The sequence below is a fragment of the Catenulispora sp. GAS73 genome (assembly GCF_041262085.1).
GTDB lineage: Bacteria > Actinomycetota > Actinomycetes > Streptomycetales > Catenulisporaceae > Catenulispora.
In genome coordinates this window covers 74,941-98,424 of record NZ_JBGCCM010000018.1, presented here as the reverse complement: position 1 = coordinate 98,424, position 23,484 = coordinate 74,941, and the positions used below count along the sequence as shown (strand labels likewise).

General features: G+C 71.7%; 15 protein-coding genes. 4 read left to right on the top strand and 11 right to left on the bottom strand.

Annotated elements, in window-relative coordinates; translation table 11 throughout:
- Positions 1–5: 5 nt before the first annotated feature.
- The gene (locus ABH935_RS26330) at positions 6–452 is read right to left on the bottom strand and encodes an SRPBCC domain-containing protein (RefSeq protein ID WP_370380607.1); all 447 of its coding nucleotides are present in this window, start codon (positions 450–452) and stop codon (positions 6–8) included.
- A gap of 81 nt (positions 453–533) precedes the next feature.
- Here ABH935_RS26330 and ABH935_RS26325 point away from each other — a divergent pair, with 81 nt between their 5' ends.
- On the top strand, positions 534–1,175 hold the full coding sequence (locus ABH935_RS26325) for a TetR family transcriptional regulator (protein ID WP_370380606.1): 642 nt from the start codon (positions 534–536) through the stop codon (positions 1,173–1,175).
- 402 nt (positions 1,176–1,577) lie between these two features.
- Here the strand turns inward: ABH935_RS26325 and ABH935_RS26320 are convergent, their stop codons facing one another.
- Positions 1,578–2,804, bottom strand: a complete 1,227-nt coding sequence (locus ABH935_RS26320; RefSeq protein ID WP_370380605.1) for a PucR family transcriptional regulator — start codon at positions 2,802–2,804, stop codon at positions 1,578–1,580.
- An 88-nt stretch (positions 2,805–2,892) separates the two neighbouring features.
- Positions 2,893–4,299, bottom strand: a complete 1,407-nt coding sequence (locus ABH935_RS26315) for a hypothetical protein (protein ID WP_370380604.1) — start codon at positions 4,297–4,299, stop codon at positions 2,893–2,895.
- A gap of 91 nt (positions 4,300–4,390) precedes the next feature.
- On the opposite strand from ABH935_RS26315, the gene ABH935_RS26310 reads away from it, so the two are divergent.
- The 3 genes from ABH935_RS26310 (at position 4,391) to ABH935_RS26300 (ending at position 7,221) form a co-directional block, all read left to right on the top strand.
- A complete protein-coding gene (locus ABH935_RS26310) occupies positions 4,391–5,629 on the top strand; it encodes a helix-turn-helix domain-containing protein (RefSeq protein ID WP_370380603.1) in 1,239 nt (412 codons plus the stop codon).
- Positions 5,630–5,727: 98 nt separating this feature from the next.
- On the top strand, positions 5,728–6,309 hold the full coding sequence (locus ABH935_RS26305) for an NUDIX domain-containing protein (RefSeq protein WP_370380602.1): 582 nt from the start codon (positions 5,728–5,730) through the stop codon (positions 6,307–6,309).
- Positions 6,310–6,384: 75 nt separating this feature from the next.
- The gene (locus ABH935_RS26300; RefSeq protein ID WP_370380601.1) at positions 6,385–7,221 is read left to right on the top strand and encodes a GNAT family N-acetyltransferase; all 837 of its coding nucleotides are present in this window, start codon (positions 6,385–6,387) and stop codon (positions 7,219–7,221) included.
- Positions 7,222–7,228: 7 nt separating this feature from the next.
- Here ABH935_RS26300 and ABH935_RS26295 read toward each other — a convergent pair whose 3' ends face one another.
- The 8 genes from ABH935_RS26295 to ABH935_RS26260 form a co-directional block, all read right to left on the bottom strand.
- On the bottom strand, positions 7,229–8,146 hold the full coding sequence (locus tag ABH935_RS26295) for a toll/interleukin-1 receptor domain-containing protein (protein WP_370380600.1): 918 nt from the start codon (positions 8,144–8,146) through the stop codon (positions 7,229–7,231).
- Positions 8,147–8,162: 16 nt separating this feature from the next.
- A complete protein-coding gene (locus ABH935_RS26290; protein ID WP_370380599.1) occupies positions 8,163–10,766 on the bottom strand; it encodes a CHAT domain-containing protein in 2,604 nt (867 codons plus the stop codon).
- A gap of 31 nt (positions 10,767–10,797) precedes the next feature.
- Entirely contained in the window at positions 10,798–14,184 is a 3,387-nt protein-coding gene (locus tag ABH935_RS26285) for a hypothetical protein (protein ID WP_370380598.1), read from the bottom strand.
- A gap of 65 nt (positions 14,185–14,249) precedes the next feature.
- On the bottom strand, positions 14,250–15,032 hold the full coding sequence (locus ABH935_RS26280; RefSeq protein WP_370380597.1) for a hypothetical protein: 783 nt from the start codon (positions 15,030–15,032) through the stop codon (positions 14,250–14,252).
- Positions 15,033–15,441: 409 nt separating this feature from the next.
- Positions 15,442–16,230 carry a response regulator gene (locus ABH935_RS26275; protein WP_370380596.1) on the bottom strand — a complete coding sequence of 263 codons (789 nt, stop codon included), beginning with the start codon at positions 16,228–16,230 and terminating at the stop codon, positions 15,442–15,444.
- 104 nt (positions 16,231–16,334) lie between these two features.
- Positions 16,335–18,248 carry a protein kinase gene (locus ABH935_RS26270; protein ID WP_370380595.1) on the bottom strand — a complete coding sequence of 638 codons (1,914 nt, stop codon included), beginning with the start codon at positions 18,246–18,248 and terminating at the stop codon, positions 16,335–16,337.
- A 205-nt stretch (positions 18,249–18,453) separates the two neighbouring features.
- Positions 18,454–18,801 carry a hypothetical protein gene (locus ABH935_RS26265; protein WP_370349684.1) on the bottom strand — a complete coding sequence of 116 codons (348 nt, stop codon included), beginning with the start codon at positions 18,799–18,801 and terminating at the stop codon, positions 18,454–18,456.
- Between the two features lie 109 nt (positions 18,802–18,910).
- On the bottom strand, positions 18,911–23,287 hold the full coding sequence (locus tag ABH935_RS26260; protein WP_370380594.1) for an FtsK/SpoIIIE domain-containing protein: 4,377 nt from the start codon (positions 23,285–23,287) through the stop codon (positions 18,911–18,913).
- Positions 23,288–23,484: the final 197 nt, after the last annotated feature.

The following is a 23,484-nucleotide window of genomic DNA, read 5'->3' as shown; positions in this document are numbered from 1 at the left end:
CGCGATCAACGAACAGACCGATCCAGCTCGGCCAGCACCGGCGGCAGCCCGACGGTCAGCATCCGGCGCCGGACATGTCCGAGCAGCCGGGCCATGAAGAAGCCGCTGGGCCCGGTGAAGCCGGTGTGGTCGTAGTGCAGGCGGGTCCCCTCGGCGGTGGCCGACAGCCGGTAGGCGACCTCGGACTGGTCGCCGCCGCCGCTGTCGGCCCAGGAGAAGCGCAGCAGCCTGGGGGCGTCGGCCTCCAGCACGACGCAGTCGACGACGCCGTCCCACCCGGGCTTGGGCTTGGCGACGAACTGGAAGCGTGTGCCGACCACGGTGTCGAACCCGACGGGACGGCCGCCGGCCCCGGTCGCGGTCCAGCGGGGTATCAGCTCCGGATCGGTGAGGGCGCGCCAGACCACGTCGGCGGGGCGCGGGTAGTCGTTGACGAGATGGATGGCGCTCATGCGGGCCTCCGAAGGTTGTTTACTGTCACTGAAAAATTACTGTAACAGAAACTTTTCTGTGACGGCACTAGACTGGACGGCATGAGCCCGCCCGAGAGCCTGCGCGAGCGCAAGAAGCGCCAGACCCGCCAGCTGCTCGCCGACACCGCGACGCAGCTGTTCCTGGCCAGGGGCTTCGACGGGGTGCGGGTGAGCGAGATCGCCGAGGCCTGCGGGGTCTCGGAGAAGACGGTGTTCAACTACTTCCCCACCAAGGAAGCGCTGATCATGGACCGCCTCGACGGCGCCTCCGACGCGCTGCTGGCGGCGCTGGCCGATCCGGGCGTGGCGCCGGTGCGGGCGGCGCTGGAGGTACTGGCCGACGAGCTGGCGATGATGATGGGGCAGCTGGCCGCGCGGAAGAACTTCCGGGAAGGCGCGGAGCTGTATCGGCGATTCAGCACGCTGTTATGGTCGACGCCGGCGCTGAGGGCGCATCAGAACGCTGTCACCGAGCGGGTGACCGCCGAGGCGGCGAAGGTGCTGGCCGAGCGGGGCGCGCAGGATCCGGCGGATCCCGAGCCGCAGATCACGGCGGCGGCGCTGTTGGGGCTGTGGAGAGTACAGTTTCGCAGCCTGGAGCGGCGGCTGGATGGGGCGGAGTCGGTGGATCAGCTTGCTGCGGCGGTCACCGAAGATGTGCGGAGAGCCGCCGCTGTCTTGGAGCAGGGGCTCGGACGCTAGGGCCGGCCAAAGCCGCTACCTCGACCAGTAACACCGACGCCCCACACACGCGCCGCCCAGCAAAAACTCACCACCGCATCGCCTACCCGGCCGCGCCAGCCGCTTTGGCTCGCGCGCTCCGCGACCGAGCCAGAGCCGGTAAGCAGCTCGCTCAGCCGCACCGCGAACCCGGTGGGCAGTTCGTTCAGCCGCAACGCCAGCCCGCTGCCCCACCGCGAGCCCGGTGGGCAGCTCGCTGCCGCACCGCCAGCCCGGTAGGCAGCTCGTGCCGCACCGCCGGCCCTGCCGTGCCGGCCCAGCACCAGGCTCGCCGCCACCGCGCCAGTTCTGCCCCAAGCTGCCGCCGCGCTCGCCCGGCAGGCAGCCCGCCCCCGCGCCGATTACCCCGCGCCCACCCCGCGCCTACCCAGCCGCCGCGTCCGCCACCTTCGCCCGCGCTCCGGCATCGATCTCGTACGCCAGAATCAGCTCCGCGATGGCCCGCGGGTTCGACAGCGAGCGGCCCGTCTGCTTCTCCAGCCTTCGCAGGCGGTTGCGGACTGTGTTCGGGTGCACGAACAGGCGCGCGCCGGCCTCGCCGGCCGAGCCGTCGGCGTCGAGCCAGGCGCCGAAGGTGTCCAGGAGGAGGGTGCGGTCCTGGACTGTCAGTTCGTCGAGGCCGGCGAGGATGCCGCGGGCTACGCGCGTCATGATGTCCGGGGCGCTGCCTGCCACGGCGGACAGGGGGTCGCTGCCGAAGACCACGACGCGGCGGCGGTCGGCGGCGCCGTGGAGGGCGATGCGGGCCAGGCGCAGGGCCAGGGAGGTCGAGCGGAGGTCGTCGTAGGGCGGGGAGACGCCGACGCGCGCGCCTTCGCCTGCGCGCAGGGCCGTCACCAGGCGGTCCAGTTGGGGGTTCGGTCCGGGCAGGGCCGCGACGCCGATCTCGACGTCGTGCATCAGTCGCCAGGCCGAGTCGATGCCGAGGACGCCGAGTCCCTGCTCGATGTGCGGCAGCGCGTGGCGCCCTATCTCCGGGACGCGGGCGGCGATGACCACGAACGGGCCGCTGGCCGGCAGGCGCAGCAGTTCGGCGGCCTCCCACACGTTCGTGTCGGCCAGCCGTCCTTCCAGCAGCGCCTGCACCACCGCGGCGCGCCGCTGTTCCTCGCTGCGGATCTGGCGGCTCAGCTCGTCGCGGTAGCCGGTGGACATCTCGCGGGTGAAGGCCTCCAGGGACGCTATCAGGATGGTCGCGGCGTCCAGGCAGGCGTCGGCCGACATCCCCATGCCGCGCGCGGTCTCGACGATCGCCGACCACACCACGCGGAAGGCGACCCGGTAGCCGTCCATCACCACGGTCAGCGGGATGCCGTCGGCGGCCCCTATCCGGCCGGTGGGCCCCGCGATACGCAGGTCGGCCTTCTGGCGGCGGGCCATCGGGTCGAACGCCGAGACCACGTGGTCGTGGACTGATTCGCGCAGCAGGTCGCGGCTGACCATGCCGGCGTAGACGGGAAACTGCTCGTAGACGCGGGTCATCACCGTGTCAGTGATCTCGTCAGCCCGCTCCAGCATCAGCGCGGCGAGCCTCGTCAGCTCGGCAATCTTCTGGTCGACGTGTTCACGCCGCGGACTTCCGATCTCCACACGGCGCACCTTAGTGCTGTAGCGGTCTGGTCACAGGACGAATCGCGGATTGATCACTCTTATGTGGGGAGTTCTGACCCCCCGCGGCCTAGTCGAGCTGATCGGGGTCGGCCGGGTCGGCAGGGTCGGCAGGATCAGAGACCTCGGCGGGATCAGCAGAGTCCTGCCAAGGGAACGGCCAGTCCAAAAGCTCCTCCCGGCGCAGCGCCGCCACCGAGCTGACAGCGTCGTGATGCATGCCCCGATACGGATCGGCCACCGCCGCCTCCAGCAGCGGCAGAGCCGAGCCCGCCGCCATCGACGCCCGCACCGCCGGATGCATCGCCTCCAGGCTGCCGGCCCGGCCCATCTCCAACACCCAGACCGCTTCGGGCCCTGACATCCGCGCCAGATGCGCGTAGGCGAACAGCCGGGCCTGGAACGGCAGCTCGGGACCGGCGTCCCGAAGCAGGGCGTGGACCAGGTCCGCCTCGTCGGCGGAGGCCGAGGCGATCCGCTGGATCCGGCGGACCACGTCGACGTCGCGCCGCAGCGTCTCGCGCGCCTCGGACAAGACCGCGGGGTCCCGGACCTTGCGGAACGCGGCGAGCCGCACGGCCGGCGGAGCGCACTCGTGCAGGCTGATCGCGGCAGCGACCCCCGGCTCGGCGTCCGTGACTCCGTCCGTCACCAGTCTGCTGAGCGTGGCGTTCGGCGTGAGCGCGTTCGAAGCCAGCGCGATCCGCACCCGCGCACTGGCCTGCTCGGTCAGCGCGTAGTCGACGAACGTCCGGGACAGCGGAGCATGGCTGGCGAGGCGTAACAGGGCCCTGGCATACCGGACGGCCTGCGGCTCGCCGACGATGCGGCCGGTGACGCCCATCGGCGCCGCCTCCGACGCGATGCGCGACAGCGTCCCCGGCGGCGCCAGCGCGAGCAGGATGTTCCCGCCGCGCCACAGGTGGTCGTCCATGCCCAGCAGGGTGTGCGGCGGGTGACCGCCCTCGTCCTGCGGCTCCTGTCGCAGGAGACTGTGAAGACTCCCGGGCCAGTGGTCGACAGCGACGATCGCTTCGACCCACCGCCCCAGACCCGGACCCAGACCCAGACCCCGACCCAGACCCCGCCCCGCGCCCCACCCGGCACCCCGCCGAATCCGGCGCGCCAGCGCCGCCGCCGTCGCCCCGGCCCCCGGATCCAGCAGCACGGTCAGCGCGACCGTCGCCGGACGCACCCGCAGGTACACGTCCTCGACACTGATCGTGCCGACCCGGATCCCGATCAGCACCAGATCGCGCAGGTGCCCGAAGGCGTCCAGCCCCGGCCGCCGCACCCGCGCCAGGTCGCGGTCGTAGTCGGCGATGGTGGGACGGGCGCGCAAAGTCGGCGGCGGATTGAGATGCGCTCGCTCCACCAACTCCGGCGCCACCTCGCTGATGGCGAACCGGAGGTCTTCGTCGACTTGCCGCAATGCGTCCCGGAATTCCGCCTCCAGCGCCTCGATGTCGTCGGCCACGGGACCTCCGTCGGATACGTACAACACGCAACCTGGCAACAAAGCTGTCTCAGACCTCTTTCACAGGCTCAACGCTGGCTATGGTGGAAACGTGTCCGAGTTCGGGATCGAGATGCGCCGCCTGCGCATGCGCCGCGAGAAGTCGCTGGCCGCGCTGGCTGAGAGCGTGCACTACGACAAGGGCTACCTGAGCAAGATCGAGACGGGGCGGCTGCCGGCCAACCGGCGGCTGGCCACCCTGATCGATGTGGAGCTGGGCGCCGACGGAGACCTGGTCGCGTTGGTGCCCGAAGAGCCGCGGCGTCGGGGCGGATCCGGCGCCGCGGCCGGTCCGGACGGGGAGCCGGACTGGGGACGCGAGCTGGTCGCTTTCGGCGACGCCCTGTCCGTGCCGCTAGCGCTGCGGCCGTCGGCGGCCCGCGCCGAGGCCGACGAGCTGCGGCTGCTGGCGCACTACCGCGAGGAGTTCGACCGGCACCGCAAGCTCAGCCAGCAGCTGCCGCCGGAGCTGGTGCTGCGCCGGCTGATCGTCGATTTCAATACCCTGATGGAGTTGGCGCAGATCTCGCAGACGGCCGCGCCGCGGTTGTGCCTGCTGGCCGCCCGCTACGCCGAGTTCATCGGCTGGATGTGCCAGGAGGCCGGACGCCTGGACCACGCGCTGGCCTGGACCCGCCGCACCGCGGAGCTGGCGACCCGCGCCGAGGCCGCGGACCTGGCCGTGTACACGCTGGTGCGGGAGGCGGAACTGGCGCTGTACGACGGGGATCCGGCGACCGCCGTGGAGCTGGCCGGCCGGGTACTGGAGGACCCGCGGGCCCGGGCCCGCAGCCGCGGCCTGGCCGCGCACCGCCAGGCGCAGGCGTTCGCGGTACGCGGCGACCACGCACGCTGCCTCAGCTCCCTGGACCACGCCCGCGACCTGCTGCATCCCGAACGCGTCGCGCAGGACGAACCGGTCGTGGGCTCGGTCACCGTCGGCGGGCTGGACAACGCGATAGCCGGCTGGTGCCACTACGACCTGGGACGTCCGCAGCGGGCCAGCGAGTTCCTGGCCGATGCCCTGGACCGGACGCCGACCGAGGCACACCGCTCCCGCGCGCTGTTCGGAGCCAGGCTGGCGCTCGCCTACGAAGCCGCGGGCGAGCTGGACGAGATGCAGGTCGTGACGCTCCAAGTCCTGGAGGACGTCGGCTTGGTGCGCTCCGCGGGTGCCAACGCCGAACTGCGCGGCCTGTCCCGGGCGTTGATGCGCCACCACAACGTCCGTGCCTTACGAGAGTTGCGAAACTGCCTCGACGAAGCGCTCGTCGACACCCGACGTGCCTGATGGACACTGACAGCGCGAGCGCGAGCGGGACCGGCGCCGCCGAGGAACAAGCCGAACCATCCGCAGGAATCGCAGGACCCGTACAAGCCACGGAAGCCGTGGCCACTACTGAAACCGCCGAAACCACCGAAGCCACCGACTGGCGCCGCTTGGACAGTGTCGTCGTCCTGGCCACGCCCTGGTTCGACGTCCGCCAGGACGCCGTGATCCGCCCCGACGGCGCCGCCGACGTTTACCACCACGTCGCCACCCTCGGCTCGGTGACCGTCCTGCCGGTCGCCGACGACGGCCGGGTCCTGCTGACCCGCCAATGGATCTACACGCACGGCGGCGTCCAGTGGCGCCTGCCCGCCGGCACCATCGAGCCCTACGACGATCGCCCGATCGCCGCCGCCCGCCGCGAACTGGCCGAGGAGACCGGGCTGCGCGCCGTCCGCTGGTCCGCCATCGGCGCGGTCAACGGCGCCGACAGCCTCACCAACCACGTCGACCACGTCTTCGCCGCGCAGGGGCTGACGCAGGGCGAGGCGGCGCGCGAAGGCGGCGAGGCCGACATGGCGCTGTGCTGGCTGACCTACGAACAGGCCCTGGAACTGGTGTGGTCCGGCCAGATCCGGCACGCGGGCAGCGCCTACGCGCTGCTGTCGTTCGGACACCTCAGCGAGCGTTTATCGGCTTGAACGCCGCGGCGTGGCCCCGTAATCTGCCCCGGATCGCACCACAGCGAGACCGCACCACCGAAACCGGGGACCGAATTGACAGTAGTCACCCGCCTCGACGACATCGCCGACGCGCACCCGCTGGGCCCACGCACCCCCTTCATCGCCGTCGCCGACGGCGTCCAGGTCGCCGAGGGCGACTTGATGGCGAAGTCCTGGATGGGAGACGAGACCGGCCGCCTGGTCGATGTCCGATGGCGGCCCGGCCACCGGGACGCCGCGCGGCTCGTGCTGGAAGCGGCGATCGCCGCGGCCCGTCCCAGCGAGGTGCTGAACGCCTCGACCAACGTCGCCGTGCATCGTGCCCCGGCCGAGCGCGTCGCGCTGCTGGAGTCCTGCGGCTTCGAGCTGTGGCAGGAGAAGGAGGGGTTCTGGTGGGCCGACGAGGGCCGGGACCTGCCGCTGCCGGAAGGCATCACCGTGCGGCGCCTGGCAGAGGTCGGCGCCGACCGCTTCGCTGAACTGATCGCCGCCTGCTCGACCGGCACGCTGGACCGCATCGACGCCGACGCGATGGCCGCGATGGGTCCGGCGAAGTGGGCCAGGGCGTTCCTGGACAGCGCGACCGACTCGACCTGGCTGCTGGCCGAGGACACGGCGAGCGGCCAGGCCGTGGGTTTCGTGTCCGTCGGCGAGTTCGACCCGGGCGTGGGAACCATCACCTACATCGCCGTCGCACCCGGGCAGCGCGGCCGTGGCCACGTCGACGCGCTGCTCAAGCTGGCCAACCACACGGCGCGGGATCTCGGCTTCCACGCCGTGCTCTGCGACACGGACACCCTGAACGTCCCGATGCAGCAGGCCTTCCGCCGCAACGGCCACAGCTCGGAGGCGACCGAATGGCACAAGTGGATGCATCGGCGAACAGTGTGAGGGCTGCTCAGTCCTCATCAGAGTCCTGATCAGTGTCCGGCTCATCAGCGAGCAGATGCTCGATCGCCTTCTGACACAGCTCCCTGATCATCTCGGGCGGAATCGCGTAGTCGCGCGCGGGCAGGAACGACACCGGATCCGCCAGCGCGCCGTCCGGGCCGAACGGCTCCACGACCACCTCGATGTCCACGACATCGCCCTCGGCGAGCGCCAGCGGGGCGTCGAAGTGTGAGTCCGAATCCGCGACGAGCGCCGCGCCGCCGAGCTGGTACCGGTAGCTGAAGCGGACGCCCACGGCGCCGCCGTACTCCGACGCCTCGGTCGGCAGCGCCAGCTGCTCGGCGAGCGCGGCGACGAGCTCTTGGGCCGTCGCGCCCTCGTGGATCCTGACTTCGTGTGAAACGTTCAGCGACTGGTTGCGTGCGTAAAGGTGCAGCAGCGCCTCGTCGGCCACAGCCGGTTCGGCCACCGGCACCGGCGCGGGCAGCACCTTGGTCCCGACCGCGCGGTCGCGCGTCCACACCGCCGTCAGCTGGTCGGCGGCCGCCGCCCGCCGTCCGCCGAACGCGTCCAGGTACCGGCGAGGCGCCAGCACCGGCGGCAGCTCGCTGTCGTCCAGGCGCACGATGAACACGAACGGCCGCGCGCGCCGCTGCTCCAGCACCATCGCCGCGGAGATCTCGCTGTTCACCCAGTACCGGTCGCGTGCCGCCGCGGACCACACCAGCACGTAGAAGTCCGACCGCTCCAGCGCGCCGTTGATGCTCATCACCACGTCGTCGCCGGGCAGGATGTCCATGATGTCCAGGAACGGGTCGATCCCCCGCTCCAGCAGGTCCTGGTGGAACTTCAGCACCTCGGTGCGGTCGGCCGTCGCGTAGGAGATGAAGACGGCGGGACCACGCCCCTCACGATGATGCGGCATGTTGTCTCATTCGGTTTCAAGGTGTGCGGAACAGGCGGCGGAAAAGCTGCGCCGGCCGACAAGCCGACGCACGCAATATAGGCGCCCTGACCTGATGCCCCGAATCCCCGTACAAAGTCCAGCAGGCCCACCACGCCGGATGCTCCGGCTCCGGCACGGCCGCGGCCGGCGCCACCCGCCCGGCGCGGACGTCGAGCTGCGCGCGTTGCAGCGCCACGTCGCGAGGGAGATAGCGCAGGTAGTCCTCGAACCGGTCGAGCAGCGCGGTGGTGACAGAGACCTCTGCGATCCACCGTGCGGCCACCACCGAGGCGGCGCCGGCGTGCAGTCCGGCCCGCACGAAACCGGTCCGCTCGTCCCGTCCGACACGTTGAGCCATCCCCGACTCGCACGCCCCGAGCATCAGCGTCCCGCAGGCCCGCAGATCGGCCTGCTGGAACCGTCCCGGGTGGATCCGGCCGTCCCGATCGCTCTTCTTGCCGGCGAACTGGAGCCAGGTCTGGGAGGCGTCCTTCGCGTCGGACTGGCCGTGGCCGAGGATGCGCACGCGCCGGTAGTGGACCCGCCGGAGCTCCCGTTCGAAATCCTCGGGCGTGGCTTCGAACGCGTTGACCAGCAACGCCCGACCGCCCCGGTTGCCGACAGACCTCTGACGCAGCAGCGGACGCGCGGACAGGCACGGCAGATCCGACACCGCGAACCGGGAAACGATGGGCGCCGACAGGGTTCCGGCCCTGATCGGCAACGCCGCCAACGGAATCTCGGACAGCACTCCCCCGGCGATCACCACCAGCCGTTTGACCCGCCGCGGCACCAACCCCAGCACCGTCTCGACGCCGATCGCGGCCCCGAGCCGCTCGATCAGCTCGGACACCCGCGCACGTCCCGCGGCCTGCGCCAGCCGGAACTCGTTGCACTCCCTGCGCAGCGCCTTGACGAGCTTCTCCAACTCGCCCCGGTCGGCCGGGAGATCGACGTGATGCACCAGACCGCGTCCGACGATGCCGTGGTGCACGCGGTCCGGCCGGGCGTGCATGATCCAGATCGCCTCGTCCCGCGCCGTCGCGTCGGCGATCCCCCGCAGCCACTCCCATGCGGCGGCGCCGTCGCCGGCCGGCGGCAGCCGCCGCAGCGAGCTCTCCGCGTCCGGAGCGATCCGCCCCAGGATCGCCGCACCGCGCGCCGACTCCATCGCCACGATCGCCGACGCGACGCCGGTCACCGCCGCGACGCCGTCCGGCCCGGACACCGCGAGCTCGGCCGCGACCCGGACCCGCTCGTCGTGCTCGGTGGGGATGTCCTCCAGCAGCGTGGTCCGCACCTCGTCGCTGACCTGCCGGGCGACCAGGTCCTCCTCCAGCGCGTGCGCCCGGGCCCAGCGGTCCGACGCCTGATCGGGTTCCCTGCGCAGCTCGAAAGCCTCGCCGAGCAGTCGCAGGGCCCGAATGCGCACCTCAAGGAGCTGATCCGCCACCGCGTATTCGCAGGCCGCGCCGAGATCCCACACCGCCCCGTCGAGGTCCGACTCCGACTTGCGGCGCTTGAACGCCGCGATCCAGACCTCCCCGGACGCCACGTGCCAGTGCGCCCGATCCCGGTCGGAGACGGCCAAGGCGCGGACGGCGTTCAGCTCGGTCCGGGCCCGCTCGGCCTGTCCCGCGTCGAGCAGCCGGAAGCAGTTCAGCAGGACCCTGATGAAACGTACGGCCGGCGGTTCGGTCCCCTCCACCGAACCGCCGGCCCTCACCGATGTCTGTGTCACCAAGCTCTGGGGCAGTTCCGCACTGAGCGCCTTCAGCGCCTTGCCGCGGCGCAGCGCCACCAGCAGGCCGACCAGTTCCTCAAGCACCGGCAGCCGCAACGCGTCGTCAAGGTGGTCCGCGGCCAGCAACGCCACCACGACCTGCAAGGCCTCCTCATACCGGTGCTGGTTCTTCAGGGCCAGCGCGTGAGCCAGGGCGCGCGGTGCCGACATCGCCTGGACCCGCGCGTCCTCGGCGAGGATCGCTGAAGTGGCCTGATCGGAGCCGCCGCGCGCCCGGATCAGCCGCAGATCGCGGTCGATGACGGCCACGGCGTCGGAGTCGCCGACGGACTGGAACGCGCCGCGCGCCTCGATCAGAAAGCGGTCGGCCGTGACGCGGTCCCCCACAGCCGCGGCTGCCAGGCCTTCCACGCGGCGCAGTCGGGCCTGGTCGGCGAGGTCGAGTCCGGCGTCCGGATCGCTGTCGAGCGCCTTGCGGATCTCGGCCGCGTCGGCGGCGGCGCCGGCGTGCGCCCCGGACTCGGAGCGCACCTGAGCGCGCTCGATCAGCAGCGGCAGGCGATGTCTCAGGGCCCGTACTTCCGGCAGATAGCGATCGCACCGGAGGGCAGCGGTGGTCAACGCGCCGATCGCCCGGACGACACCGACATGCTCGGCCGCGAGCACCGCCCACAGCCCCGTTTCGTCGGCCGGGACCAACTCCAGGACCCGGCCGTACGCGGCGTCCACCTGCTCCACCAGGCTGACGGCGGCGCCGACACTCGCGCTAGCATCCGCCTGACGCGCGACCGCACGCGCCGCTTCCAAGGCTTCGGCAAGCGGCTCCCCGCCGTCGAGGAAGTAGCTCTCACTCACGATCGGCCAGTCCGATCGGCCCCTGTCCGGATCAGCACACCGGCTGCCCCGTACTGACCGGCGTGACGAGCAGGATCGTGCCGGTGCCCACCGTCGATCCGGACGGCACCCCCGCCGAGGACGACGGCGACGGCGTCGTCGGAGCGCCGCCGCCGGGCCCGGTCGTCACCGGCGTCCCGCCGAACGGCGGGCACGCCGACTGTCCGGCGGCGTCCATGAACCCCGCGGTACTCACCAGCCACCAGGACGCGCCCTCAAACGTCCGCACGTCCGGCTGGGCCGTGCTGCTGGTGGCTCGCGGATCGTCGCCGGCCGACACCGGCAGCACCGTCACCTCGTACCTGGGCGACAACGGCTCCGGCACGATCGGGCCGGCCGCCAGGTGCAGTGCGGTGCGCAGGCCCGGGCTGAAGTACACGGCGTCCACCCCCGGCATCCGCAGCACGCTGCCCAGGTACATCGTGACCGGCGCGCCGGTGGGGGTCAGAGGACCGGCGTCCTCCTGCTCGATCTCGTCCGGGATCCCGGCGTGCTCCTTCAGGACGTCGAAGACGGCGGTGCCGTCCATCTCCGGCCCGAGCGCGCGCAGCACGCGATCGCCGACGGCGCTGTCCACCGGCGCGACGGTCACCGTGCCGTCGCCGGCGGCGAACGCGACGCCGTCCTCGCCGAGCGCGGCGGCCCGGAGCCTGCCGTCCTTGGCTTCCTCCGCGGTCTCTATCAGTTTCTTGATCTTCGGGAAATCACTCAGCAACGCCGCACCTTCCACCGAACCGTCCACTCCCAGCACCGGATCGGTCGCGGAGACCACGACCCCGGCACCGGCCTCGAAGAGCGTAGCGGTCTGGCCGCTCAGGGTCCTGATGGTCACGGTGGGATCCGAACGGTCCGGCGGGCCTGTGAACGCGGCCACTGCGGGGTTTCCGCCCGAGGGTGGCAGGACGCTGAGATAGTTGTCGCCGTCAGTCGGCGGTCCGGGACCGGCGGTGAAGCTGCCCGACATGAACGACGGGCTGCCCTTGGTCTCGTCCGGTCCGCCGATCCGGAAGGTCAGGGAATCCCCGACCGTCGGCACGGTGGCGGCGACCGCGAGCCACGGCTGTCCGGGGCCGCCGATCCGGTCCTTGAACGTCCCGTCGGCGTTCTTCATCTCGTACAGCACGCCGTCGGAGGCGGCCGGGACCGAACCGGAGACGCCGCGGGACAGCTTGGCCTGGACCGAGGACAGCGCCTGCCGCACCCTGTCCACCACACCGGAGCGCCACTTGACCGTGACGATGTTCGCCGTGTCCGTGGTGTCCAGCGAGCCGAAGTCCTTGCCCTGATACGTCAGGTTCTCGTCCACGGTGTGCCCCGTGGCCTCGACGCTGTAGGTCAGCTCGCGGTTCGCGTCGGACGAGCGCCAGACTTTGACGTCTCCCATCGGGACGACCTTCCGGCCGGTCGCCTTGATGTCCACGGTCGCCGTGTCGCCGTTCGTGGACAGCGTCCGGTCGACGCGCTCGGAGACCTTCCCCGAGTCGTCGATCGACAGTCTGCTGATCTCGCCGGTGCCGGAGGTGTCGTCGTACGTCGACTTCGCGTCGAACAGCCCGGCGCGCGTGACCGAGGTCGGCAGGTCCGGGCGGTAGTTCTGGCCGTTGGTGCGGTCGTAGAGGTCGCTGAGCGACACCCCGCCCTCGATCTCGACGAACCCGCAGTCCTGGTAGTCCCGGCTGGGGTTGACGATCAGCGCCTCCTCCTGATTTTGATGACGGCTCAGCGCTGAGGGCGGCGTCACGAAGTCGATCGGGGCGCGTTCCTTGAGGTCGTTGTGCGCGGCGTACCAGTCCTTGAACGAGACCGGCGCAGGGCTCTGCGCCTCCGTCGGCAGCAGCGCCGTGCCCTGGTGGGTCAGCCACTCCAGCGCCCCGCTCCAGCGCATGATCTGGTCGAGGCGCTGGTACTGCGGCTCGTAGTCCTCAATGTCCTGTTGGTGCACGTCCCACCATTGCAGGGCCCGGCCGAAGGCATAGCTCGGCTCGACCTCGGTGCCGTTCGGGCCGTCGTCACGGACGAACAGCCGGGCCGCCTGGGCGCCGACGTCGATGTGGTCGGAGGTGGAGGCGAACGCGCCGTCGTTGCGGCCGAACCACAGCCGGCCGGACTCCGTCGTCGGGTCGTTCGGGCCGGCGCACTCGCTCCACGGCGTCACGGCCGAAGGGTCCGGCAGAAAGCCGCCGACGGCCGTGGTCGGCACGCCCCGGCCGACGCCGGCGACCCAGTTCTTGGTCACGTAGTCGACGTAGGCCAGCGAGTCGCCGACCGCGGTGCCGGCCAGGCCGCCGTCGTAGCGGGCCTGGCTCATCGTGGTCTGGCCGGAGAGCGCGGCGTCCAGCGCCCACAGCTGCGCGCGGTCGGTGGGCAGGCCGAGCGCGGCCATCGCCGCGTCCTGGTCGGCGCTGGGGTTGTAGAGCTCGTCGTCGACCTGGGTCTTGGCGTCGGCGGCCGAGGCGAAGGGCGAGCCGGCCCAGTTGTTGGACAGCAGGCGCGTGGCGAAGTCAGAGCTCACCGACGGTGCCATCGCCTTGACGTCGGCGACGCTCTGCGCCGACAGCGGGTCCAGCGAGAAGCCCGGCGCCAGCCCGTTGCCGGCGGCGTGCGCCTGGTAGCCGTTCTGCAGGACGCTCACGTCGTCCACGGTCATCGGGACCGAGGGGACCCCGGGCCACGACCAACCGTAGGCCCAGACCTGGCCGTTCTGGAGCGACAGTTCGGACAGCGACTGGGTCTTGGACAGGAACGACGACAGATCGCCGAGGCCGGTGATCGCCGTGCCCACGTAGCCGTGCGCGGTGCGGACCTGGTCGGGGGTGCTCACCGGGTCGGCGACGACGTCGACGGTCTGCGCGTTCTGGTCGATCGCGTAGTGGTGGATCTGAACCAGTTCGGGGTCGGCGCCGTGGTCGGTGCGGTACTGGTCCAGCAGCAGCCCGACGGTGCGGTTCTCGTGCGGATCGCCGTGCGGGACCAGCAGATGCAGCACGCCGCTGGTGTCCGCGATCTCCCGGCCGGGGCCGACCTGCTGGTCGGCGAGGTCGGTGAAGCCCTGGTCGCGGACCGGCAGGGTGTCGTAGGAGGCGTCGCGGACCGCGGCGGTGCTCATCCCCAGGTGCGCGGCCAGCGCGGTCCGGATCCAGTCGCGGACCTGGTCGGCGGTGTCGGAAGCGTTGAGGCCGGTCAGCCGGGAAGCCGCGGCGGAGTAGGAGACGAGGAAGTCGGTCCGGGGCCCGACGCTCTGCGGCGGCGCGGCCTTCGCGCCGCCGTCGGGCCAGCTCCACACCCCGACCCCGGCCGCGGCGGCCAGGACCACGGCCACCGCCGCACCGGCCAGGCGGCGCCGGTCGGTGATGACGCCTCGCAGTGTCCAAGAAGCCATGTCGTCCCACCGTTTCTGCCGGTCGGGGAAGTCGGGTAGTTCCGGCAATCAGTGCTCGTTCACCATCACGGGTTCGGCGCGTCGCCGGGGTTCAGCGTGGACGACGACAGGTTGCCGTTGACCTGCGGGGTCAGCGTCAGCGACCAGTCCGAGTCGGTGAAGTCCCAGGTCTTGTCGGTCTTGCTGAACGAGCACTGCCGCGTGAACTTCTGCGCCGCGCTGTCCCAGTCGGTCCCGGAGGAGACGTAGATGTCGAAGGCCTCGCCGGGGATGCCGTCGAGGGTCGTATCGGCATTGGCCCGCACGTAGACCGAGGCGACCGGGGTCTTCGTGCCGGTCTTGGTCAACGTGACGATGGCGTCGGTGCCGGAGTTGTTGATGGTCAGCGAGCCCGGGCCGTCGGAGTGCCGGAGCACGTCGCCGTTGGGCAGCTGCCGGGTCTTGTCGGCGATCGGCGCGGGGAGGAAGGCCGCGACGTCCTTGCCGTAGGAGGCGTCGATCGCGGACAGCGCCGTCGCGGCGGACCGCATGGCCTTGGCCCCGTCCGAGCGCGTGAACTCGGCCAGCGCCGAAGCCGAGGTGCACACCCCCGACCCGACGTCGCCGGCGGTGGCGTTCGCCGAGGACGACAGGCTGCTCAGGGCCTGCGACAGCTGCGAGGTCGGCGCCGACAGCGCGTCCGGCGGATCGCTGGGCAGCCCGTTCGACAGGCTCTGCGCGTCCGAGGACAGCTTGCTCAACGCGGTCTTCACAGCGTCCTGCGACTCGGCGCTGACGACCGCCTGGAAGTCCGGTGCCAGTTGCGAGTTCACCGCGGACAGGCTCTGGCCGTAGGCCGCGGAGCTCATGGCCGTGGGACTGGCCGACGTGGTGGTGGTGACGCCGCCGGAATCCGAACCGGCCGAGGTGTCGGAGGAGTTCGTGTCCGTGTACTGATTGGCGGAGGAACCGCTGCTCCCGCCCCCGCAAGCCGCCAACGAGGCGGCCAGAAGAACACCGGCCAGGGTGCGAGCACCCCGGGTGTGAGATCGCGATATCAGACTGTTGACCATTTCCCGTACCCCATCCCCATCGCGCGGGGCCAGAAACGGCTCCCCGCTGGTCCCCGGACGCCCGTGTTGAGGAACACCAATATTCTGATGCCCGGCACTGACAGGTCCAGGCGTTATCAACGGGGTTGCGTGTTGCGACTCGGGCAGACCGGGACGGGATCCCGGATCGGGGGTCAACCAGGGCTATACCGGGGCTATACCGGGGCTATACCTGGGCTTGCGGCTGCCCGGCGACCACCAGACCGGACTCGTAGGCGAGCACCACGGCCTGAGCGCGGCTCGACAAGTTCAGCTTGGCCATCGCACGGTTCAGGTGCGTCTTCACCGTGCCCTCGCTGACCACCAAGCGCTCGGCGATCTCGCCGTTGGACAGGCCGGTGGCCACCAGGCGCAGGACGTCGGTCTCGCGCGTGGTGAGCGCGGCCAGCGCGGCGCGCTCGGCCGAGGACGGGCCCTCCGGGCGCCGCGATCGGGGTACCAGGCCCGCCGTCGGCCAGTCCGCGGCGCCGCCGGGGACCGCACCGGGCCCGGGGCCCGGGCCGGCCGGGGCCACGTCCTGGAGGCCGGAGGCCGTGACGTAGGCCTGAACCAGGCGGCGGGTGACGGCCGAGGAGAACAGGGTGTCGCCGTCGGCGACCGCCTTCAGGGCCGCGAGCAGGCGTTCGGGCGGTGTGTCCTTCAACACGAAGCCGTCGGCGCCGGCACGCAGGGCCTCGTACACGTACTCGTCCATGTCGAAGGTCGTCAGGATCAGGATGCGCGGCAGGTTCTCGCGGCCGGAACTCAGGATCGCGCGGGTCGCGGCGATCCCGTCCAGGTCCGGCATCCGGATGTCCATCAGCACCACGTCGGGCTCGGTGAGCGCGGCCATCGTGACCGCCTCGGCACCGTTGCACGCCTCACCGACCACCTCGTAGCCGGGGGCGGCCCGCAGTATGGCCGCCATCCCGGCACGGATCAGCACCTGATCGTCGACGATCAGAACCTTGACCATACCGTCCGCCGCCTTCTGTTCCCGCCGGCGACCGTCGCCGCACTCGCTGTACCCCGACGCTACCGGACCATGCATGCTCAGTTGTTAACAAATGGCTGAAGTTCTCAGACGTTCCCGTCCTCGGACCACAGCTGGTTCGGGTTGCCGTTGCACGCCGCCTCCGCAACCGAACCGCCCGAGGCCTGCAGACACAGCATGTCGGCGCCGTTCTGCAGCTCCGTGGCGCCGCCGGAACCGCCGGTCTTCGACCACACCTGCGACAGGTCCCCTGTGCAGGACTTCACACTGAGCCCGCCGGGCCCGCCGGACAGGCATTCGTTGCTGTCGCCGTTGACCAACTCCTCCTGTCCGGTGACGGCACCGAGCCCGAGGATCCCCGACGCCTTGGACTGCCAGCCCTGCGTCTTGCTGTCGGCGCAGGCCTGGAGCCCCGGGCCCCCGGCCAGGCAGCTCCCGCTGCCCGAGTTCTGGAACCGATGGTAGCTCGACGGCAGCAGAGGTCCGGTCGACGAGCTCGGCGCCGACGGCGGCGGCACCACCGCGCTGGAGGAGGCCGCCGTGGTGGTGACCGTGTGCGTCGGTTCCGCGGAGGTCGACGTGTGGTGCGTCGCCGACGGCGAGCTGCTGGAGCTGGAGTGCGTCGGGGTGGCGCTCGGCGTGCTCTGCGCGGCCGACGAAGCGCCGCCCGAGGCGGAGCTGGACGCCCCCGGCGTCTGCCCGGCCGCGTTCGTGTCCTTGTGGTTCGAGGCAGAGCCCTGCGACGTCACCAGCGCCCACGCCCCGACGACGACCACGGCGACCGCCGCGACCAGCGCCAACGGCTTGCCCACGCCGCGCTTGTCACGGTCATCGGCAACCGCCCGGGGACTGTGCGGGCCGCCGCGCCGGTCACCCGGTCCCCTGCGATCCTCCGGACGGCGCCTACCGCCAGAGTTACGCGGAGCCGGGATCGGCGCGTCGCCGTCCACCCGGTCCGGACGGACCATGGTGTCGTCCGGACGCGAGACATAATCGTCGTCCCCGGAATAGCCGGTGCCGGGATAGAGGTACATCGCGTCGGTCATGTCGATCGAGCGCGACGGATCGACCGGCGCCGGGAACTCCACAGCGAGCGGCATCGCGGCCGTGGCCGTGAGCGTCGCATCCGTCGGCATCACCAGAGCGGTGGCAGTCCCGTCGGGTATCAGGGCTCGAAGCGCCCGCCCGAACGAGGCCGCGTCCGGGAACCGGTCGGCCGGCTCCTTGGCCATGGCCCGCTCGATGACCTCGGCGAAGCCCGGCAGATCCGGGCACTTCAGCCTCGGCGCCGGTTCGCTCAGCGCCAGATATATGGTCCGGCGCACGTCCTGGCCCGGCCCGCCGAACGGCGGGTGCCCGGCCACGAGTTCGTACAGCGTCGAGCCCAGCGCGTAGACGTCGGAGGAAGCGGTCGGCACGCCCCGGGTCATCAGCTCCGGCGCGGCGTGCTGCGGGGAGAAGACGTCGAGCACCGAGCTGGAGTTGCTGGCGTCCAGCAGCCAGGACACGCCGAAGTCGGCCAGCGCCGGCTCGCCGTAGCGGGAGACCAGGATGTTGTTCGGCTTCACGTCCCGGTGCAGTACCCCGAGGGCGTGCGCGGCGTGCAGGGCGTCGGCGATCTTCGCGCCGACCCCGGCGGCCTGCGCCCCGGGGAGCGGGCCGCGCCGGTTCAGCCACTGCTTCATGGAGCCGCCGTCGTACAGGTCCATGGCCAGGTACGGCCGGCCCGAGGCCGTCGTCCCGGTGTCCAGCACGGTCACCACGTGTGGATGGTCGCTCAGCCGGCCGGCCAGCCGGACCTCGCGCACGAACCGGCGCCGGGCGTCCTCGTCCGGGCCGACGATGGTCAGCAGCTTCAGGGCGACGTCGCGCTCGAACGACTCCTGCACGGCCCGGTAGACCACGCTGAAGCCGCCGTGCCCGATGCGCGTTAAATCCCGATATCCCGGGACGTGCTCAGGGGACTCCATGACCTGAGTCCCCTGCGGCGTCGTACCCATCGAACCACCATGGCGTGTCATGACCTGCGTTCCCGTCCGTTCCACGACATCCGTGACATCCGCGATCTCCCCGGCAAAGCACGACGAGGCGGTGGTGGGGCGGCACGCTCTTTCCGTGTCGCCACACCACCGCCGTCGCCGGGTGGGTGCTTGCTGTTCAGTTCAGTCCGCTCGCTCGCTCCATCCGGCGCGCCGGCCGGAAGTCCTACAGACCGCCGGTGAGGCCGTTGACCAGGCCGCCGACCACCGGCAGCTGGCCCACGACCGGCAGGCCGCTGCCGGCCTGGGTGACGTTGCCCAGCACGCCGCCGACCTGCTGCTGCAGCTCCATCAGGGTGGCGCGGACGGTGTCCAGCTGCTGCTGGGCCGCCGGCCAGATGCTGCTGCTGAACAGCGACGCCGCCGGGCCCTCCCAGACCGCGGGGTCGGTCAGGGCCAGGCCGTGCGAGGTGATCTGGGACAGCACGTCGCCCAGCGGACCCTGCAGGAGGTTCATCAGCTGACCGATGTGCAGGTGCGCTTCGGCAGTGACCTTGACGGTGCCGTCAGCCATCATGGTGCTCCATTTTCTTTGCGTTCCGCGGATCCGTATTGGGACGGACCCGCCGAGTGGCTATTGGTGCGCCGTGGAATCCCTCGGCGGTACGACGAAAACGTTACGGTCAGCGGCTCGTCCGGTCGTCTAACGAGCGGTGTATTTCGCTACTACCGCGTTCGTTATAGAAGTCGCCGGGTGTGGCCAGCACGAGTTGCACTCCCTCGATCGTCCCGTCACAGATCAGGTAGCCCCGGCCGGGCAGCGGCGCCATCGGGTTGTGCCGCGGCAGCGGGGTGCCGAGCAGGTCGTGGTCCTGGTTGTGGTCCGGGACCAGCAGAACACCGCAGCGTGCCTCGCGGATCTTCTGTGTCCACTGCCCGAACTGCCTGCGGATGCCGTCGGTGCGGCCGGCCGCGATCACGTGCCGGCCGGGCTTGGCGATGAACCGGTCGAGCACCCCCAGGGTGTCGGTCACGGTGTCGGCGTCGTCAACCAGGAGTAGAGCCCGGTCCCCCGCGGAGTTCAGAGCACGTTCGAGATCTGAGTACTCGGTGCAGCCGATGACCGTCGGCGGCAGGTCGCGCAACGGCGAGCGCCGGGGCGCGAACGTCACCAGCGCCGGCGGCCGCGACCCGTTCAGGACCATGTGCGCGATCGCCACCAGGGCGCTGCTGCGGCCGGAGCGCGGGGGCCCGGCGATGAGGGCGTGTTCGTGGTCGTGCAGCCGGAGCACGGCCGCGGCCAGGGTGCTGTCGGTGAAGCCGACCGGGATGGACCACGGTTCGCCGCCGGTGTCGGCCGAGACCCCGGCGCGGTGCATCCGGTCGATCGGGATCAGCTCGGGCAGCAGGCGCACCTTGTTCGCGGTGCGCTGCGCTCCGGTCCAGCGCTGCGCGACCCCGCTGACGGCGGCGGCGAGGTCGGCGCCGGGGTAGCCGATCTGCACGACCTGGCGCGTGGCCACGACCACGGCGCGGCCCGGCACCGCGGCGGGCACGGCGCGCCGCGGGATGTCGAAGCTCCCGTAGTCGGCGGCGTCGGCCAGGCGCAGCAACAGTTTCTGCCGGCTCAGGGCGCCCCAGGCGCCGGGGATCGCGCCGAGGCGGTCGCCGGTGGCCGCGATGTAAAGCCCGACCGCGGGGCCGTCGGCGAAGACGCGTTCCAGGTCGTCCAGGACCTGCATGCCGCCGAAGTCCTTCTCCAGCTCGGAGCGCAGCGACCCGACGTTGTCGATGAGCACCAGCACGCGCGGCGGGCCGGGGTTGTAGGGGTCGCGGACGGAGCCGCCGGCCTTGCGGTTGTTGAGCTCGGCTCGCAGCATCCTGATCAGGCGGGTCTGGCGGGCCCGGTCGCCGGAGCCGATGTAGGCGCCGGTGTGCGGGAGTCCCTGAAGGGGTGCGAGGTCGCCGGAGCCGAGGTCGAGCACGTACAGGTGCATCCGGTCGGGGGCCTCGGCGGAGACGGCGGCCAGCGCGAGCGCGGCCAGGGCCGTGGAGGTGCCGGAGTTGACCCCGCCGTATATCAGCATGTTGCCGACGGCTGGGTCCCAGCCGACGGTGTACTGCGCCTGCCGGTCCGGATCGTCGAGCAGCGCGTATGCCGCCAGGCCCGTGGCGTCGGTCTGCAGGCCCTTCACCGCCGGGCCGAGTTCGTGCAGCGGGATGGTCGTCGGCAGCGGGTCCGGCCAGGGCCGCCGGGGCTGGGCGAACCCGGCGCCGTAGCTCGCCCGCTGCGCGGCCTCGACCAGGCGCGCCAGGTCGGTCGGCTGGCCGGCGGCGGCCTGTTGCGGGGCCACGACGGCTCCGGCGCGCTCCCCCGACGTCAGCCTGAAGGGGAGAAGGGACAGCCGGCCCGCGGCGTCGTCGATGGGCGTGACACCGGTGGACAGCGCGGTCTGGACCGGGAGGACTTCGCCGGCGCTGACGCGGTAGAACCCGCGGCCCCACTGCCGGCTGCCGATACCGGCGGCCACCGGGGAGTCGATGACGTCGGCGGAGTCGGCGCTGCTTTCCAGCCGCAGCGCCAGGCGAAGTTTGACGTTGTTCTTGATGGCGTCGTTGACCGAGCCGGAGGGCCGCTGGGTGGCCATCACCAGGTGCATGCCCAGGCTGCGGCCCCGCTGGGCGATGCTGACGAGCGCGTCGACGAACTCCGGCAGGGCCTTGACCAGGGTGGCGAACTCGTCGATGACGACCACCAGGCGCGGCATCGGTTCCAGGTCGGGGCGCTGGGCGTCGCGCAGCCGCTGGTAGTCGCGGACGTGGCTCAGGCCCACACCGCGCAGCGCGTGTTCGCGGTGCCGCAGCTCGGCTTCCAGACAGCGCAGGGCGCGCTCGCCGAGTTGCTCGTCCAGGTCCGTGACCAGGCCGACGACGTGCGGCAGGCGCGCGCACTCGTCGAGGGCGCCGCCGCCCTTGTAGTCGACGAGGGCGAAGGTGAGGTGCTCGGGGTCGGCGCCGACGGCGAGCGCGGCTATCAGGGTTCGCAGAAGCTCGCTCTTGCCGGAGCCGGTGGTGCCGGCTATCAGGCCGTGCGGGCCGTCGTCGTCGAGGTCGATCTCGAACTCGCCGTGGTCGGTGACGCCGAGCACGGCCCGGGCCCGCAGGGTGCCGACGGTGGTGCGCCAGCGGTCGGCCAGCGCGGCGTCCAGGGCCCCGGTCAGGTGCAGCAGCGGCAGCAAGTTCACCCGGTCCGGCAGGCCGGCCCCGGCCGCCTTGACCTCGGGGTCCTCGAACCGGGCCAGGCCGCGGGCCACGGCGCGGGCCCGGTTCCGGCTCATGCCGGCCACCAGGACGTCGTCCACGCGCTGGCCGGAGGCGACCCGGTGCAGGCGCCCGAAGCCGTCGGCCGAGACCGACAGGACCTCGGTGCACACCGCGGGCAGCCGCCGGGTCAGAACGATCCCGGCGACCGGTCCAGCCTGGCCGCCGAGCAGGTCGCGCAGCGCGCAGGGCCGGCCCTCCAGCAGGGTGGCGCCGTCGACGACGAGCAGCAGAGTCGGCATGCCGGTGACCGAGGGGTCGGCGGGGCGTCCGCCGCCGAAGCCGCCGGGCCCGGCGTTCGCCTCGGCGAGTTCGGCCAGCAGGCTGCGGGCCAGGGTCTCGCAGTGTTCGGCGCCGACGGCGACGTAGCGCGAGGCGCTGGACCGGGGGTCGGCGCCGTGCGGCAGCCACTTGGTCCAGTCCCAGTCGGCGATGCGGTCGCCGTCGGCGAAGACCACGACCGTGACGTCCGCCGGTCCGCTCTCGGTGACGGCCTGGCACAGCAGCGATCGGGCCGCGGCCAGCGCCGCCGGGCGGTCGCCCTCCAGGCCGAGCACGCCGCCGTCGGCCAGGTTCACCGCCACCGGGACCTGGCTGAGCCAGGAGGCGTCGGCGATGGCGTCGGCGATGGCCGGATCAGGCTCCTGATCAGTTCCGGTACGCCTGCCGTGATCGACCGGCGGGGTCCAGTTCTGGTCGGCCAGACCTGCGGAAAGCTTGAGGAAGTCGGCGGCGCCGTGGCGGCGCTCCCACAGGCGCAGGCCGGGAACCGAGGCGCGGTAAAGGACTTCGGCCGGGTCGGGGTACTCCTCGCGCAGCCGGTCCTCCTGGTCCTCGCGGCGTTCCTGGAGCTCGTCGTGGACCTCGGCCAGGCTCGCGGCGTAGGCCCGCTTGCCCCGGCGGAAGCCGGACCGGCCGCGGGTCCGGTCCTCCAGCTGGGTGCCGATCATCATGACCGGGCTGAACAGCGCGAACAGCGCGAAAGCCGCGTTCTTGAGCATGATGACCATGACCGCGGCCAGGATGATCGGGGCGACGATGCTGGTTATTCGCAGCGGCTGGGAGCCGGAGCGCTTGGGCGGCTGCGGCAGCTTGACCGGTCCGGCGTCGGCGGAGGCGGCCAGGCGCGGGGCGCGGTTGAACGGCAGGGTGCCGCCGGAGCCGGCCTCGTGGGCCGGGTTGACGTACTGCACGGGGCCCAGGTCGGCGACCGGCAGCACGCGGAAGGGGACGCGGCCGGCGGCCGAGACGATGTCCTGCGGCCCGACTCGCGCAGGTCCCGTCAGCCGCTGACCGTTCAGGTCGGTGCCGTTGCGCGAGCCGAGGTCGCGGACCCGGACCAGGCCGTCGCGGGTGACGTCGATCTCGCAGTGCAGCCGCGACAGGTCCGGGCTGTCGACCCGGACGTCGGCCTGCTCGCCGCGGCCGAGCTTGTACCGGCCGGGCATCAGCGGCACCGACAGCCCGGCGTCCAGGCCGCCGATGACGCGCAGCACGAAGCCGCGGTCGGACATCGTGCCGGTGTCGGCCTCGGGGGTCACGGTGAGCGACACCTCGGAGCCCATGACGAGCCCTGATCCAGACAAAGGCGTGGCCGGCGCGGCCATCCGGCCGTCGATCATCAGGGCGCCGCCGTAGCCGCCCAGCGAGGTGGAAAGGTCTCCCACCACCGCGTCCTGGCGGCCGAGCCGCAGCTCCATGTCGCGTTCGACGCCCGCGTCCCGATGGACGAACCTCATCGCCTGCCACCCAGTTTTGTTCCGAACGCTTACAAGGCGCGACGCCGCGAGGCGCGCACAGACCGCGCAAAAGTCTAGGGTTCCAGGCGGAGTCGGTCCGCCGCGTTACCCACAGGTTGACAATCAAGATCTGATCTCTACCTACCGCAGCAGGCACGCATACCGCAAAGGTTTACCCTCGTTAGGCTGAAACCGGG